Raw genomic sequence first — 14440 nt, 5'->3', positions numbered from 1 at the left:
TTTCTCCTCCTTATTTTCCTTTAAAACTCAACTTTTAAAGTGAATTATATAGCCGGATTGTTCAGCAATCTTCTTTTAGTTCATTTGCTGATTTTATAATCTTCGCAGCTATAAATTCCATTTCTGCTATACTGTCAAATCGTAATGCCATATTATCTAAATGAATGTATATACCGTCATCTTCAACGGTAAAGCCTTTCCACTCCATTTAAAGAAACCTCCTTTGTTTATGTCGCTACATGTGTCAAGAGAGGATTAATCTCCCTAATTAAGTTAAGCCTGCTCTGCAAACAATGCATCAATTTCAACCTTAAATCGTTCATAACTCCCTTGAAGGATCACTTCAATTTGACGCTCAACTTCTTTAAAGGCTTCAGTTTCCGTCATACCATCGAGTTTCATTTGATAGTACTGCTCCAGCAAACTTTCAAGCTCCTTCTGTTTAGCGTCAACAGTCCCACTTAGTTCACTTTGAATCTTTTCATTGATGTCAGAATTAGCATCCTTTAATAGTTGCTCTTTCTTTTCGTAACCAGCCTCACCGATTTCTGCATTTGCAGTATTGATTGCGTTTGTCTGCCAATCCCCCGATGCCCCAGTTACTCCCATAAACTGACCTGAGAAAGCTGCTAATCCTGTGAATACAATTACTCCGGCTGCTACTGTGACTAATTTCATCGACTTTTTCATTATTCATTTCCACCTTTTATGTATAATTATTTTTTGAACTGATAAATTTCCTATAAATTAGCTTTCTTAACTATTGTGACTACTGTGATACCCACTAATGTACCGTAGAAGAGCAGTAAAGCAATTGTTCCGAGTATACCTGCAAATGATGTAGTGTCTGAGATGTTTTGGAATATTTGATTGAAGAAATATGTAATGGCTATTGTTGTAAATCCAATGAGGAATGTTATGATCAATTTGTTCATTTACTCACCACCTTTATCTGATTATATATTTATATTAGTTTATTTTATATTAGATTGCAAGTATTAATTTTATTATTTTCAGAGAAAAGACTGCTTTGATGTTAATTATCATCCACTTGGTCATAAGTAAATTTCTTAATATTGTCGATTGCATCATTAATGTTCATTACACCAGTAATATGGTTTGCTCCTAATGTACTGATAAGTGGACTGTTTGAGTCAAATTTCTCAACAAATCGTTTATGCCTACTGTCAAGATTAATTGATACCCACCCGCCAAATAGCCATATTTTTAAATTCATTAAATTATCTCTACTTTAAAATATCGTTCTTATTTAGATACCAACTCATATGTTTGCTTAAATATATCTTGTTTACAGGAATATACCTCACCCTGAACCCCTTTAATGACATAATCTCCACCATTACATCTCATGATGCCTTCTAATGTTTCAATCTCACAGTAAGCTTCTTCAATAGAATAACGGTTATAGTCACAATTAAATAGCCAGATATTATTACAAGAAACTTCGTCCATAAACCAATCTGGCATAGGCTCTACATAAAATTTAAAAGCTTCGACTTCAACCGGTTTCTTTCTATATATGGTCATAAATTATCTCCTCACTTTGTCTGCAAGGAAGCATTCCCACTCCCTCACAGACTAGGTTTATTATTTTTCCACTCTTCCCACTGATCACTAAATCCACTTATCAATTTCCCCAACTTAACCACATTCTCCTCAGATGGATTTATAGCCCCGTCTTCCCATCTCTGGACAGTATAAGTACTTACCCCTAACAAAGCTGCAAATTCTGCCTGACTGAACTTCTCTTGCTTCCTATATTTCCTTATTGGACAGTTAGCTTTCCATTCCAGCAACATCTTCTTATAATTCATCCTAATCACTCCTTAATGGGGAATGATACAGTATATGTTGTGGTGGTTGTTTAGTTTCCAAGAACATGCTGTATTAAGTTTTTTCTTCTTATTAAACTGGTAAACCATTCTTTATCCCCTGTCTGCAGAGATAAATCAATTAAACTGTAAATATCAGCAAGCATACTTTTAATCTCTTGTAAGTCAATTGTAGCCTTGTAGTAAGCAACGGGATAACCTTCCTTCTCGTTCTTTAGGAAAGTTTGCTTAGTTATCTTCCGTTTAACTCCCCACATATTTAAATCAGTCAGGTATACTTGCTTATAATATTCTTCAATCCCCAGATCCTCATTAACTTCACAGATGTATTTAACCTTTTGCTTAGATAAGTTCACAGCATTTCTCCACCTTTACATAGCATTTTTCACAATACAATTCACCTTTATTATCAATTACTGCAGTCCAGCAGTAAGGGCATTTATGTTTGGCAACCTCATTATTTATTAGATTGTTTAGTATTGAATCAAAGTTGTTCATGTACTATCTCCCTCTCGCTCTTGATAGTACATAGTATGTGGTTGTGGTGTATGTGGTGTTATATGCTGCGTAAAATGGGTTTATGCCTAATATGTATTAATGACTATCCGAATAAATTTCCTTCTTAATATGATGCAGCAATTCAATCTCAATATTAGCATTTCTCATTCCCAGTGATTTGAGTAAGCTAATATCCATTGATAGCCTGTTTTTCAATTCTTTTGTTATCTGTTCTTGTACTTCTGTGGTCAAATTAATATAACTCCTTCAATAACATGAGAATGTTTTCAGCATTAGTCTGTTTAAATTCCAGCATATGTTCATAGCCGATTAATTTCTTTTCATAATAATCGATTGCTTTATCGTCATTCTTAATGAATTGTTGTAATAGCTGATATATTTCTTCTTCAAACTTAACATCTGCCGATATATGCTGACTCGGTGGCTTATGCGGTCTCTCTGAAGTTGGGGGATCTTTTATGCCATGTGTTTCTTTTGTACTTGGTCTAAGCCTCATAATCTTTTAAGTCCTTATCCTCAAAGTAAATATCTGCTCCTTCGATTACTGGTCTTACTCCAAGATTTATGTAGTCTTTAAATGTATTCACAAAAGTCCATGCTTGCATTGAATAAAATCCATCCTCCTCAGGAGTAAGATACTTTCCTCTCCAATGGCTTGTTAAAACTTGTTCACCGTATTCAGTAAGTTTAAATTTAACTGATTGATTTAGATTAAATTGCTTCATACTATCCTCCTTATTTTCCTATATAAGAACTGTTGTATAGTGATTTTATTTTATAGATTCTAGTTCCTTTTCAACAGTTTGTTTCGCGTTGAAATTTTCGCTAAGTTTCCCTGCTAACTCAACTAGCTCATTTGTAATCTCATGTACAGTTAGAGCATGAGACCATACACGCTTCTTTCCTAGACTATATACAGTTTTAACTGAGCCTTGCTTACTTCTTGGATGGTCTGACTCTACAAGTTTATGTATCAATTCCAATAATTCATTGTGTCTCCTAGCAAGTTTAGTCTCCTCTTCATAAAGCTCTCTATTCCTATTTACTAATTCAACATATTCTTCAACTTTATTATTTCTTACTACCTCGATGGGAATATTCATTTTAACCTCCTTATTTTCCTAAAAAATAACTCTTTTAAATGGATTCTCGATAATACCTTTTTTCTATTTTTGCATAGTCGTACTCTTCTGGTGCAAACTGTTTAATCATATTTGCAGATGGATAGTGATCAGATGGTTTCGACTCATGAATAATCCCCTCACCGATATACTGATCTGTCCAGCCAAGTGGATTACTATATACTTTTGTATAACGTTCACCGTAGTATGCAATTACGAATTTTTCTTTCATTATTATCTCTCCTTTTCGATTAAAATCGGAATTAGATTGGAAAATACTTTCCTAATTGTTTATCAAATTCTTCTTTGGTATCTAAATTGACAAGTGTCCATTTAATATGACTATCCAATTCCCAGAATGCCACTTCATTTGCGTGTTCAAGTGTCTTATATTTCTGTGCTTCCGTTGCCTCATCAACTAATTCCCAAGGATACTCCACATAGTAAAGTCCTTCATTGTTAACTGTCTCACCTGTATGCTTTGCGTATTTTCCCGACTCCATATCTTTAATAACGTACACACTTTCTCCTCCTTTAATTTTTATTCTAAATCCTTAATCGTCAAACTCTCCTTAGAATCTTCCCAACCCTTCTTTAACCTGAGTTGATGCTTATTACAGGTATGGCATTCCCTCGCTGGTAGCTGCCACAAACTACAAGTACCGTCTAAGTTATCGACTACTGCACTGCCCCACGTATAGTATTCCCAGTCGTGCTTTTCATTGCTGCAGAGTAGTCTTGTTTTCAAGCTCTTTAATAATTTCATCGGACACCCTCCTTTAACTTACACTTCTTCAAAATTAATTCTAATGTCCTTAACTTCAATTGGAGGATTATCTTCGTCATAAATAACTAACAAATTTGTATTACCAGAGATTATTTCATTTAATACTCTATCTGCAGTTTGCTTATTATTAAACAAATCTGCATCAATAGATAGATCAGTAGTATTAATTTTGATTCTTTCCAGTGACTCATCAAAGTCTTGCTTCATGAAGTTTCCGTTTTTCAAACTAATTACAAACCTTGTTACTTCCATACTTTCCTCACCCTTTATTTTGATTTATTAATTTCCTCATACTTTGTAGACACTTTTCTATAAGCCAATCGAATGTAACTAAGCCTCTATTGTAATAGGAAAGCATTTGTTTCCCGTTTTCAGGCAGATTTTTTATGTACTGGTTATCATTCATATGTCCGTATCCTTTCATTAAATCGAACGTTATCTTTTAGTCGCCAGACCTTTACCATTTCTCACGTTTCTAATTTTATACTTAGTCTCTGTTGAATCAATAATTAAGCCAAATGATAAGTATGCTGCCCTTTTCTTATCTTTACCTACGTACTTATAAGATTCGTAGACAACAGGATAACCTTTTTTCAAGCTATTCATTTTTTAACTCCCCCTTAATCAAGATGAAATTCGCATTTTACTTAGAGTAATTCCCTTTCTCTAAATCATTAATAAGGTCTTTAATCCATCTAACTGCAGCGTTATACTCATCAATAGTCTTAACCTTAGGATCAATCTTTTGAACCTGCTTCAATATCCCATTCATCTTAGAGATAATATCCTGTACTGATGGTAAGTTCCTAGAGTTTTTAATAAATGCACTGACCTTCTCCTCAATCCATTCCTTATCTTCTTTATATTTCTTTTCTACAATTTCTAACTCATCACTGAAGCTTCTAACATTGGTATCGAAAATTTGCTTTCCTTCAGCATATAAATTAACCATTCCCTCATTATACTGATAAATCTTATATGTATTCTTCTTGCTTATTGAACTGTCCAGCTCTTCGAACCCTTTATCCTTCAGCAATTTGCGTGTGTAGTACTTGTAGAAGCTCCAACGATCATAAGTAGCAGCCTGACTAGTAATTCCCTTACCTATGTGTCTATGTAGTTTAATGTATGGATTATCTGATTCTACTTTTTCTTGAATGTTAAGTTCTAATGTCTGGACTAACTCTTCTTCCATTTTAGTGATAATTTTATAATCCCTTACAAACTTCTTGTACTCAAATTCGTCTTCTAAGTTGTCAAAAATCTTATACTCGTTAAATTGATCCCAAACTTTCTTTGATTCTAGCTTTGCTTTTTTCTCATCATATTCAGCAATTGTTAAATCAGATTGTCCTTCAATCAAACTTTTCGCTTTGACTTTTACAGTAGTTGTATCAAATATCTCAATCAATGGCTCAATTTCAGAAGTATATGATGCAGAACCTTTGACCTTCTCTCCGTTTATCTTATAGTAAGTTCCTGAGCTGTAACCGAGTGATGGTAGTGTGAACATATAACCATTCTCATTTTTAACTACATCAATACTTATATCTCTGTTTCTCCTTGGTATCATTATAATTTACCTCCGTTTATTTAATTATTTCCGAATGAAATGTATGTTTCAAAGTGATTTATACTTCCTATAATCCTCATCCAGCCACTTATGTATCTTAATTCTTCTTTCAAGACTGTATCCCTTGTTTGAATCATTATACCAATCTTCAAATTGTATATCGTGCTTACTAGAATTACATTGTTTACAACTTGGTACGCAATTGCTCAAGTCATTTGCACCTTGATCGTCCACATGTTCTTTATGGAAATCACCTAAAATAATTTTCCCACTGAACCTTATATAATGTTCTTCAATTGCCAGACCACAGTATGCACATCTATGATTGAAATATTTCTTGCAATCTTCCCACTCCAACTTAGAAATAATGTGTTTTTTAGTCTTATTTCTATCACCTTGATATTCTTTTAAAAGATGCTTGTTATCTGTTTCCCATCTCTTTCGGTTTAGTTCTCCTTTTTCACTATCCCTCCACTTCTTTTTCTGGTCTTTGACTTCCGGTAACAAATTTCTTGCTCTTTGTTTCTCAACATGTCTACTGTAATATTCGGGATCAGACTTTCTTCTTTCTGCAACCCGCCTTGAAGTACAAGACTTACATTCTGGATTATAATAAATGTATACTTCTTTATTTTTATTTTCTCTCACTGAACTGTAGAAGTTTTCATAAGGCTGTGGATTTAATTCTTTGCAATTAGAATCACTACAATATTTTGTATTCTCTATCCCATTTAAACACTCCTCATCATCGTAATTGATCCATTCCTTTATTCGCTAAAGCATCTGCCAACTCATTTAATTCAACACCGTTGTGTCCTTTTACTTTTATAAACACAACTGATGACTGCCTTTTTCTTAATTCGTTTAGTTGTATCCAAAGCTCTTTGTTTTCCACTGGCTTCTTGTTCGACTTCCTCCAGCCTTTTTTGATCCATCCAGCAATCCAGTCATTCATTCCATTAACAACATAAGCACTATCTATGTACATTTCTACTGGTATATTGGTAGTTTTAATACTTTCTAGGGACTTAATTGCTGCAGTTAACTCCATAATATTGTTGGTTGTGTTTCTTTCTCCACCACAAATTTCCTTAACTTTATCCTTGTATTGAAGTACGGCTCCCCAACCTCCAATATTTATATCAAACTGATTCCCTGAACATGCCCCGTCACAGTAAACAATGATCTTATCCATTATTTTTCTCCTTATTATCCAGCAACACCATAGCCTCTTCGATGAATCTTATAGCATTATTTATGTAGTGTTCTCTGTTATCATCACTTCCAGTTGTAAGTGCGTAACGTAACTCATCTATTGCGACTTCAAGTTTATCTTTATGCGTAAGTTCAATCTCCTGTTCATCAATGACACTTCTGACCAATTTCATGAAGTTTGAAAAATCATTAGACCCTTCCATTCCCCACTTAAAATTTCCAAGTAATTCGCTATTTTCCTTTTGTAAATAGTCTTTCAATCTCTCAAGCTTGTTCATTTATATCCTCCTCATTTATTAAGGTAAATTGCATCTTTGATCGTGAATTGTATTTTCGAATTGTGCATCACTCGTTTAAGAATTGATGTTCTCTGCAACCAAAATCTGCTTCGGTTTCAATGTAATTAACTATTGCGCCTTCATGACCTGTGATTAAATCTATTTCAATCTTTCTGCGTATTTCTTGGCATTTACCATAGCCGTATTCAGTTTGCTCCCAATGAATACATACATCACATCTCCGTTCGATTTCCAGCACCCCTTTGCTTAAATGTTCATTAACCTATTTCTTTTCATCTTCTTTTTTATTACAAGTATCACAAACAGGAATTACTCCATTCCAAACGAAATTACTGTAGGATTGACACTTTTCACACCAATAAATCGCCATTTTTTCAACCTCCTTTTAGTGAATGAGTTTCCCCTTTACTTCTCCCTTATCTCCTTCAACTCTTCCCTCAACAATATCTTAGCAGCCTCTAAATCATTCTCCAGATCCATTAAGCCTAATACCCTCTGCATATCTGCCTCAGTTAAGACTCCCTGCCGATAAAGCTCATAAGCCTTCTCACTGTCTTCCATAATCCTCTTTATGTAATCACCTGCAAGCACTGTATCTTCTCCTTTCATATTATCAACTTACATTTATATTAGTTTATTTTATTTTAAAAGTCAATTAAAATTACCAACTTATTTTAAATTGTTTCATCTTTATTCAAAACAATCACCAACGAATCATTCTCTCTAGCTGCTGATTCATTGGTGATCATTTACGAACAAATTGTGTCTTACTTGAAACATATACATACTTTGAATTCTTATTGACTATATGTTACAATTGCTTTGAACAGTTGAGCGACCAAACTAAACTGTACATAACTGTCTGCCATTGAGCATCCCATTGCTTAGTGGCTTTTTATTTATCTTCTTCATCACTATTACTATTATTCTCGAAGTCTTCAAGGCTAAATTCATTGATGCCAGCAATTGATGTCGTATGTACGCTGCCATCAGGTAAAGTGATTTGAACTTTTGCACCTACAATTACATCTGGATTAAAGTTAGCAAGTAGAAAATCTTCACTTTGAGATGTTTCAAAAAGTAAGTGGAATTGGGCAAAAAATTGAGCGATGTTCTTCATAATGTTTTTTCCTCCTGAAATTGGGTAATAATGATTTGTTGTAATCGTCCGAAATTTGTAATTCACCACCATAAGTAGAATGTATGTTCGCATCTTTGCTCGTATTTCTATTATAATGCGAACAGCGTTCGATTACAACTTTATCCTATGAATTATTTTCTTGTGTAAATTGGTAGCAATTGGTATGATACAGTAAGATTCATGACTTTTGTAATAGGAGGATTTTCCGATGTCAAAGGATATTGTCGGGAAATGCCTTCTCCTTAATCTACTAAATAAGCGATACATGACTCAAGTTGATCTATCAGATAAAACTGGTATATCTAAGCAGCAGATTAACGAATACATAGCCAACACCAGATTAATGACCATCTATAACGCCAAGTTAATTGCTGAAGCACTTGATTGTCATATTGATGACTTATATGAATGGAATATTGGGAGAAGGTAAAAGGGCTGAAGCTTTTGCCCTGCCTCACAATTCACGTTTTCGTGAACTTTTTTGTATCATTCTTACTACTTATTTACAGTTTACAACATATTTACCGTCTTGTCTTTGTCTTGTTTTGTCGAAACAAAAGAAGTCTTGTCGAACATGAAATCTTTTTATTGACAAATTGGATTTTATGTCCCACAACATTCCAATTATTTCGCCTAAAAAAATTGGATTATTTCTTAGATTAGGTTGATATTTTTAAAAATTATATAGTTGGTTAATATCAAATTAATTCATCTTATGTAGGCTAATATCCCTCACACTCAAGGGATATTTTTTGAATATAAAAATCAATCACTGTCTGAGCCAAATTCGATAAAGTCTATGCCATATAGTTCTTTAAGTTTTTCTGCATTTATAAATTGCTTCATTAGGGATCTATTATAATAACTATACTCTCTATTCTCAACCTTGGATGCTTGATACTTATCGCCGATAACTTTAATATCTTCTCTGGATAGCTTGGGATCTTCTCCATTAGCTATTTTCTCTTGAAGTATTTTGGCTGCAGTGTGAATCATACCACTTTGCTTAATGCTAATCGGTGTAAGGTGTTGAAGCAAAAACTCATTACGAATATTATTTAACCTATTGTATAGGGTTGCTGTAGTTACTGGAAGATTTTCAGTTTTAGTTCTAGGACTTTTAGGATTTTTAAATAAATAATCTGAATTAAGAAGGTCTCTCTCTTTGTGATCCCCAGTTTCGCTATCAAAATAACGATAAGTTGCAGCCTTATAAGCATTCTCCAAGTAGCGCATTCCTGCATCAGTTAACTCTATACTCTCGTCACGCTCTTTCACATACACTTCATTCTTATTCCAATTAATATCATTGTAAGTTAGGGCTTGCAATTGACTAAAAGAAGATCCAGATATCCCCTCGAATATTAAATACAACAATGCCTGATCCTGTGCATTAGGTAATTCTTCAAGCAAATCATAAAACTCTTCATCTGAATAATGAATCTTGGTTGTTTTATCTACAAATTTATTCATCCACTTTTTATCAATACCGTCTAAAGGGTGTAAATTATTTTCTCTATAACCATTTGAAATAGCCCAACTAATGTAATTCTTAATGAAGTTTGTGTTGCTTCTAGCTGAATTGTAAGTCAAGCAATTCATATTAGATAATACTTTTTCGATGTCTTCCTTTGAGAAATTATATAAATCAGTTCCCAGTACATTTTCTTCTGCTCCTCTAGATGCAGTAAAAATATAACTAATCGTTTGTCTAGAGTGCTCGTTCTTAATTCCTTCTAAATATCTCTGCTTAATTGCATTATTATAAAACTCAGCCATTTCCAACCCTCAACCTTCATGTTTATAGTTTGATTTCAGTAAAGAAATTCTCAATTCCTGCTCTTGCATTCCTCGTTAATCTTCCCTTTTCATCAAGCACATCTAACTCTGTCCATTGAGGATTATCTTTACTAAAATTAATACCATTAATATAATTTCTAACTTTTCTTGGTTCTATATCGCTATCTTTCATTCTAGAAGCTAATACAACATATCCAGCAAACATATTGTTATCTGCCATTAGAGATGATTTTTTGGTTTCAGAATAATTATTTGTGAATTCGTCTTCGTAATATGAAATCAATGTATCAAAAAACTCAATTAAATAATCTGAAGTATCAAATTGAGATTTCTTATCATTGAGTTTAAAATTCTTTTCTATTGCATCTGCTAAAGTTAGATATGTTACTAATTCTTTCCTACTAGTGGTAAGTCCTTCTTTTTTAGAAATTCTGTCTCTTAGTTCTGATTTAGAGTTCAACTCATCCATTACGACATCAACATTAGAATCTTTAGCCATACTTCTACGCTTAACTTCAGACATTCTTTCACCTTTGGATATTTGAGCTAAGTAAGCAGCTGCACGATCAACTGTCAGATTTAGAATTTTTAAATCAAATTCAAACTGAATATCTGGCTTTTCAGATAGGGCTAGCTCCGATGCTTTGATACGGTGGTATCCGTCAATAATATCAATCTTGACGCCCGGATTAACAAATAATTCATAACTATTTTCATCATAGGATACTTCTTCATCTGAGTCAGAAGTCCCTACAGAAGCGTTTAAGGTTAACTGACTACTAACTAGCTTACCTGATTTCAATAAATTCTTCATTTCCAAAACGTTAGACATGATCAGAGTAGCCTCTTCTACAATCTCACCTTGAACTTTCTTATAAGTGGCTTCACGTTGTGATTCAGGATTCCAATGAAGCTTTCTCCCTTTTAATAACTTAACTAACAAATTAATATCAATTTTAGTAGTCCAAGCATCTCTACCGTGCTGTATTGCAGGTTTAAAACCCAGTGGAAATTGAACTTCATCTTCTAAATAAACCTTACCTGAGTATTGTCTGGCTGTTTTTATTTCTGCAGGTGTATAGAATTCCTCTATATTAATGTTCTGGTCTCCGGTCTTACTATACACCTGCTCTGCAAACAGAAAAAGAAGCTTAGGGTCAATTTCTTTTAACTCTTCTGCAGGATTATTGATCCAAGATTGTACCGAACCATCAAATATCGCATAGTTTTCTGACAAATAATTCTTAATGTCCCTAACAACACTCTTTTTTCGTTTAATTTCTAATGTAGGTTTTATTAAATTTTGTTCTAATAATGATCTATCTTGTTTCATCTAAACACCTCACAGTTATATACGCATATTGAAATTATATTATATTATTTTTTATTTGTAAACGAATTAGCAATCCTTTTGTTCTTTATTCGTTTGTTTTATATAACCATTTGTATCCACCTGATGAATTTAATTTTCCACTGCATACCATGCCTATACCAGTTCTTTGAATCTTGAGTGCTCTTGCTGCTTCACTAATACTATTCCACTCATTTATAAACTGATTACATTTTGTTAATTGAATAATTGGCTTAGATTTAGCCCAATTAAATTCTTTTCTGACTGATTTTTTAGAATCATAATTACACCAACCTAATTCTACTCCCGTTTTTAAATATCGTACTACCGTACCTCTATTTAAACCCACAATTTTAGAAATAATATCTGTAGATCTTTCACCATTATTGTAAATATCACAAACGATTTTAACAAGCGAATTAGAAGCATACGATCCACATTTAATCCAGTCAACTTCTATTAAATCTAAGAGCACATTGAGTGAACTAGCTAACAAGCTACCTCTAATCCAGTCGATTTCTGAATTTCTGCAATCAATAACTACGTATCTTTCTATCCCATTTATTTTAGCTAATTCTTCTTTAAGAGTATCATTCATTTGCTCTTCTTCCAATGTTTTCCCGAAACTATAAAAACTATTATCATAATGTTGTCTACCATGAGTCTCTATAATGCATTTTAATGAAGGAAGATAAAAATCGTATCTTTTGTTTTGCGACCAATCAAACACTTTTTGAGTCTTATATTCTATACTTAATTGATTTAATACTTCAATCATGAATTTTTCTGGATAACTAAATCCATCAGAACATTTAGTGCAAGAGTAGCCAGCATTAACTACGTTTTTTATTATTTTTTCATCTAATGAACCACAGTCTGGGCACTTAAATGTAATTTTCTTCCCACTTTTGTCTGTGTACTTATACCCGTCAGTCTTATCATATAATATATTGATGATATCAGGTCTTCTATTCGCCAAACAATTTGTTTCATTTACTTTTTGTCCAGCACAGTATGGACAATTACTTTTAGTGAAAATCCTATTATTTAACGTGCTTTCATACTCACTCCCGCACTTTAAGCATTCCCATATTAGTTTTAAATTTGCAGAACTGTGAAGATTTCTAGGTGATATATTGTTTTTTTCACTTAACTCTTTTATTAAGTATTCTCTTCCGTTGCTCATAGCATAATGTTCTAAGGTTTTTTCATATGGAACAGTCTCTCTTTTTGTTTGCTCACCTTTTTTTCTTGAGCAAGCTTTACATCTGTCTTTTCCATCCCCTAGCTCTCTTTGCTTAATCAAATGTGCATACATAATATTCTCAGTATGTGTGCCACAATCATCACAGATCTTAGTAATACGTGAATGGCTTCCTCTTGACAGATCTTCCACTTTAATTTCCAAATCTATCCCCATGCGGTACTTTTCTATTCCTTCTTTAATATTGCTTTTTGGTATCTTGTATCCTAATTCTGACAAATATTTAATATTAGCTGAATTCACTTTAACAATTAATTTATTCTCCAATATAGCCATCCAGTCACCTCCCATAGCTTTATTTTTCTTTTAATACTTCCATAATCTTCATATTCAGTATAAATTGCTGATCCTTTTTTAACTTCCCAATCGCTGCCAATAATATCTCATGACTTACTTCCTTATAACCATCCATATTAACTTTACCATTAGATGAGACTGCTCCTAATGCACCATAGTCCTCTTCTTCAAGGTAAATCCTTGTTGTATCTAACCGGGAGTGTTTAGCTGCTCTCTGGGCTTCGAGGATGTCACCAGTAACTCGATATCTGAATTGAACTCCAGCTTTTTTTATAGAATGGAATACGATGTTTCTTTCTTCCGGTATATTCATTTTCTTAACTAATCGTTTAAACATCTTATCTACTGCATCAATTCCAATTTCAAATACCCTATCTGATTCTCCTTTGATGGTTAGTAACTCTCTATAGAAGTCCTTTGAAATACTTTCTCTAAAATCCTTATTTCCTTTATCTATACCTTTAACAATTACTACATCTTCTTTTTCAATGAAATCAGTCCATTTTAAATTCAAGAGAGCTGCTTTTCTCACACAGGTGTCTAATCCAAAAAGGATTAAAAGGCGCTTTATCTCACCTTTATTTCTTTCTTCTAATGCTAATTCAGCTAATCTAAATACTTCAGAGGCTTCAAGTACTCCATGATGGTTCTTAGTTTCTGGAAGGGATTTAATTAGTGGTAAGTATGATATATCCTTTACTAATTTCTTAGCTGCTAAGTATTTTATTAATCCCTTTACAGATGCTACTTTTCTATTGATCGTTTTATTTACGTACACCCTATTCCCTTGCTTATCAACCTTACTATGCATATATTCAATAAAGTCCTCAAAGTCATCATAAGTTAATTGAACATCTTCTTCAGTCAAATACTCAATTTCTTTCTTCTTTATAATTCCAAAAAACAATTCTATATCATGTTTATACGCTACTTTAGTTTGCTCACTGTTGTAGCCCAGTGTGGTTAAATACTTTTCAATCTGATCATATACTCGTGTACTGTTTAATCTCACAACATTTTCAGCCAACATACTGATTCGCCTCCTTAGGTTTAATATTGTTTAATTCCTTTTCAATCACATACTCCATTTGCTTAACTTCTTTCAACATTTTCTGTTTCTCAATATCATTCATATTTTTCAAGTTACGTCTTACCCATCCCAAAGTATCTTGAAGTAACATAATACTCGCTCCTTTACCGTCCCATATTTGTATTTTTCT

General features: G+C 33.2%; 28 protein-coding genes. 1 reads left to right on the top strand and 27 read right to left on the bottom strand.

The window, feature by feature from the left end; genetic code table 11:
- Window positions 1-61: 61 nt before the first annotated feature.
- The 22 genes from Q9R36_RS07995 to Q9R36_RS07890 form a co-directional block, all read right to left on the bottom strand.
- Window positions 62-208, bottom strand: a complete 147-nt coding sequence (locus tag Q9R36_RS07995) for a hypothetical protein (RefSeq protein ID WP_311224865.1) — start codon at window positions 206-208, stop codon at window positions 62-64.
- A 65-nt stretch (window positions 209-273) separates the two neighbouring features.
- Window positions 274-690: a hypothetical protein gene (locus Q9R36_RS07990; RefSeq protein ID WP_311224864.1), complete on the bottom strand. Its 417-nt coding sequence runs from the start codon at window positions 688-690 to the stop codon at window positions 274-276.
- Between the two features lie 50 nt (window positions 691-740).
- Window positions 741-935, bottom strand: coding sequence for a hypothetical protein (locus tag Q9R36_RS07985; protein ID WP_311224863.1), 195 nt, complete (start codon window positions 933-935; stop codon window positions 741-743).
- 331 nt (window positions 936-1266) lie between these two features.
- Entirely contained in the window at window positions 1267-1548 is a 282-nt protein-coding gene (locus tag Q9R36_RS07980) for a hypothetical protein (protein ID WP_311224862.1), read from the bottom strand.
- Window positions 1549-1592: 44 nt separating this feature from the next.
- Complete coding sequence (locus Q9R36_RS07975) at window positions 1593-1835, bottom strand: helix-turn-helix domain-containing protein (protein ID WP_311224861.1); 243 nt, start codon at window positions 1833-1835, stop codon at window positions 1593-1595.
- 50 nt (window positions 1836-1885) lie between these two features.
- Complete coding sequence (locus Q9R36_RS07970; protein WP_311224860.1) at window positions 1886-2209, bottom strand: IDEAL domain-containing protein; 324 nt, start codon at window positions 2207-2209, stop codon at window positions 1886-1888.
- Window positions 2196-2351, bottom strand: a complete 156-nt coding sequence (locus Q9R36_RS07965; protein ID WP_311224859.1) for a hypothetical protein — start codon at window positions 2349-2351, stop codon at window positions 2196-2198. The genes Q9R36_RS07970 and Q9R36_RS07965 overlap by 14 nt, the downstream gene beginning before the upstream one ends.
- Before the next feature lie 96 nt (window positions 2352-2447).
- On the bottom strand, window positions 2448-2603 hold the full coding sequence (locus Q9R36_RS07960) for a hypothetical protein (RefSeq protein WP_311224858.1): 156 nt from the start codon (window positions 2601-2603) through the stop codon (window positions 2448-2450).
- A gap of 1 nt (window position 2604) precedes the next feature.
- Complete coding sequence (locus tag Q9R36_RS07955; protein ID WP_311224857.1) at window positions 2605-2868, bottom strand: hypothetical protein; 264 nt, start codon at window positions 2866-2868, stop codon at window positions 2605-2607.
- Window positions 2858-3097 (bottom strand): hypothetical protein, encoded by a 240-nt coding sequence (locus tag Q9R36_RS07950; protein WP_311224856.1) that lies wholly within the window; start codon window positions 3095-3097, stop codon window positions 2858-2860. Before Q9R36_RS07950 ends, Q9R36_RS07955 begins: the two co-directional genes overlap by 11 nt.
- Window positions 3098-3142: 45 nt before the next feature.
- Window positions 3143-3475 carry a hypothetical protein gene (locus Q9R36_RS07945; RefSeq protein ID WP_311224855.1) on the bottom strand — a complete coding sequence of 111 codons (333 nt, stop codon included), beginning with the start codon at window positions 3473-3475 and terminating at the stop codon, window positions 3143-3145.
- A gap of 34 nt (window positions 3476-3509) precedes the next feature.
- Window positions 3510-3725, bottom strand: coding sequence for a hypothetical protein (locus Q9R36_RS07940; protein WP_311224854.1), 216 nt, complete (start codon window positions 3723-3725; stop codon window positions 3510-3512).
- A gap of 31 nt (window positions 3726-3756) precedes the next feature.
- Window positions 3757-4014, bottom strand: a complete 258-nt coding sequence (locus Q9R36_RS07935; protein WP_311224853.1) for a hypothetical protein — start codon at window positions 4012-4014, stop codon at window positions 3757-3759.
- Between the two features lie 20 nt (window positions 4015-4034).
- A complete protein-coding gene (locus Q9R36_RS07930) occupies window positions 4035-4259 on the bottom strand; it encodes a hypothetical protein (protein ID WP_311224852.1) in 225 nt (74 codons plus the stop codon).
- A gap of 18 nt (window positions 4260-4277) precedes the next feature.
- On the bottom strand, window positions 4278-4532 hold the full coding sequence (locus Q9R36_RS07925; RefSeq protein ID WP_311224851.1) for a hypothetical protein: 255 nt from the start codon (window positions 4530-4532) through the stop codon (window positions 4278-4280).
- A gap of 183 nt (window positions 4533-4715) precedes the next feature.
- Entirely contained in the window at window positions 4716-4886 is a 171-nt protein-coding gene (locus Q9R36_RS07920; protein WP_311224850.1) for a hypothetical protein, read from the bottom strand.
- 37 nt (window positions 4887-4923) lie between these two features.
- Window positions 4924-5853: a hypothetical protein gene (locus Q9R36_RS07915; protein WP_311224849.1), complete on the bottom strand. Its 930-nt coding sequence runs from the start codon at window positions 5851-5853 to the stop codon at window positions 4924-4926.
- Window positions 5854-5901: 48 nt separating this feature from the next.
- Window positions 5902-6501, bottom strand: coding sequence for an HNH endonuclease (locus Q9R36_RS07910; protein WP_311224848.1), 600 nt, complete (start codon window positions 6499-6501; stop codon window positions 5902-5904).
- 97 nt (window positions 6502-6598) lie between these two features.
- Window positions 6599-7048: a ribonuclease HI gene (rnhA, locus tag Q9R36_RS07905; protein WP_311224847.1), complete on the bottom strand. Its 450-nt coding sequence runs from the start codon at window positions 7046-7048 to the stop codon at window positions 6599-6601.
- Window positions 7041-7346 carry a hypothetical protein gene (locus tag Q9R36_RS07900; RefSeq protein WP_311224846.1) on the bottom strand — a complete coding sequence of 102 codons (306 nt, stop codon included), beginning with the start codon at window positions 7344-7346 and terminating at the stop codon, window positions 7041-7043. The genes rnhA and Q9R36_RS07900 overlap by 8 nt, the downstream gene beginning before the upstream one ends.
- Before the next feature lie 426 nt (window positions 7347-7772).
- Window positions 7773-7958, bottom strand: coding sequence for a hypothetical protein (locus Q9R36_RS07895; protein WP_311224845.1), 186 nt, complete (start codon window positions 7956-7958; stop codon window positions 7773-7775).
- A 304-nt stretch (window positions 7959-8262) separates the two neighbouring features.
- A complete protein-coding gene (locus Q9R36_RS07890; RefSeq protein WP_311224844.1) occupies window positions 8263-8487 on the bottom strand; it encodes a hypothetical protein in 225 nt (74 codons plus the stop codon).
- 229 nt (window positions 8488-8716) lie between these two features.
- Here Q9R36_RS07890 and Q9R36_RS07885 point away from each other — a divergent pair, with 229 nt between their 5' ends.
- Window positions 8717-8938 (top strand): helix-turn-helix domain-containing protein, encoded by a 222-nt coding sequence (locus Q9R36_RS07885; protein WP_311224843.1) that lies wholly within the window; start codon window positions 8717-8719, stop codon window positions 8936-8938.
- A gap of 335 nt (window positions 8939-9273) precedes the next feature.
- Here Q9R36_RS07885 and Q9R36_RS07880 read toward each other — a convergent pair whose 3' ends face one another.
- The 5 genes from Q9R36_RS07880 to Q9R36_RS07860 form a co-directional block, all read right to left on the bottom strand.
- Window positions 9274-10287: a phage lytic cycle repressor MrpR family protein gene (locus Q9R36_RS07880; RefSeq protein WP_311224842.1), complete on the bottom strand. Its 1014-nt coding sequence runs from the start codon at window positions 10285-10287 to the stop codon at window positions 9274-9276.
- Between the two features lie 22 nt (window positions 10288-10309).
- Complete coding sequence (locus Q9R36_RS07875) at window positions 10310-11641, bottom strand: DNA sulfur modification protein DndB (protein ID WP_311224841.1); 1332 nt, start codon at window positions 11639-11641, stop codon at window positions 10310-10312.
- Window positions 11642-11726: 85 nt separating this feature from the next.
- Window positions 11727-13199, bottom strand: a complete 1473-nt coding sequence (locus Q9R36_RS07870) for a zinc-ribbon domain-containing protein (protein WP_311224840.1) — start codon at window positions 13197-13199, stop codon at window positions 11727-11729.
- A 19-nt stretch (window positions 13200-13218) separates the two neighbouring features.
- A complete protein-coding gene (locus Q9R36_RS07865) occupies window positions 13219-14250 on the bottom strand; it encodes a tyrosine-type recombinase/integrase (RefSeq protein ID WP_311224839.1) in 1032 nt (343 codons plus the stop codon).
- A complete protein-coding gene (locus Q9R36_RS07860; RefSeq protein ID WP_311224838.1) occupies window positions 14240-14401 on the bottom strand; it encodes a hypothetical protein in 162 nt (53 codons plus the stop codon). Before Q9R36_RS07860 ends, Q9R36_RS07865 begins: the two co-directional genes overlap by 11 nt.
- Window positions 14402-14440 lie beyond the last annotated feature (39 nt).

This window comes from Bacillus sp. AG4(2022), assembly GCF_031844465.1.
GTDB lineage: Bacteria > Bacillota > Bacilli > Bacillales > Cytobacillaceae > Bacillus_AB > Bacillus_AB infantis.
This window is presented reverse-complemented; position numbering and strand designations above follow the sequence as displayed.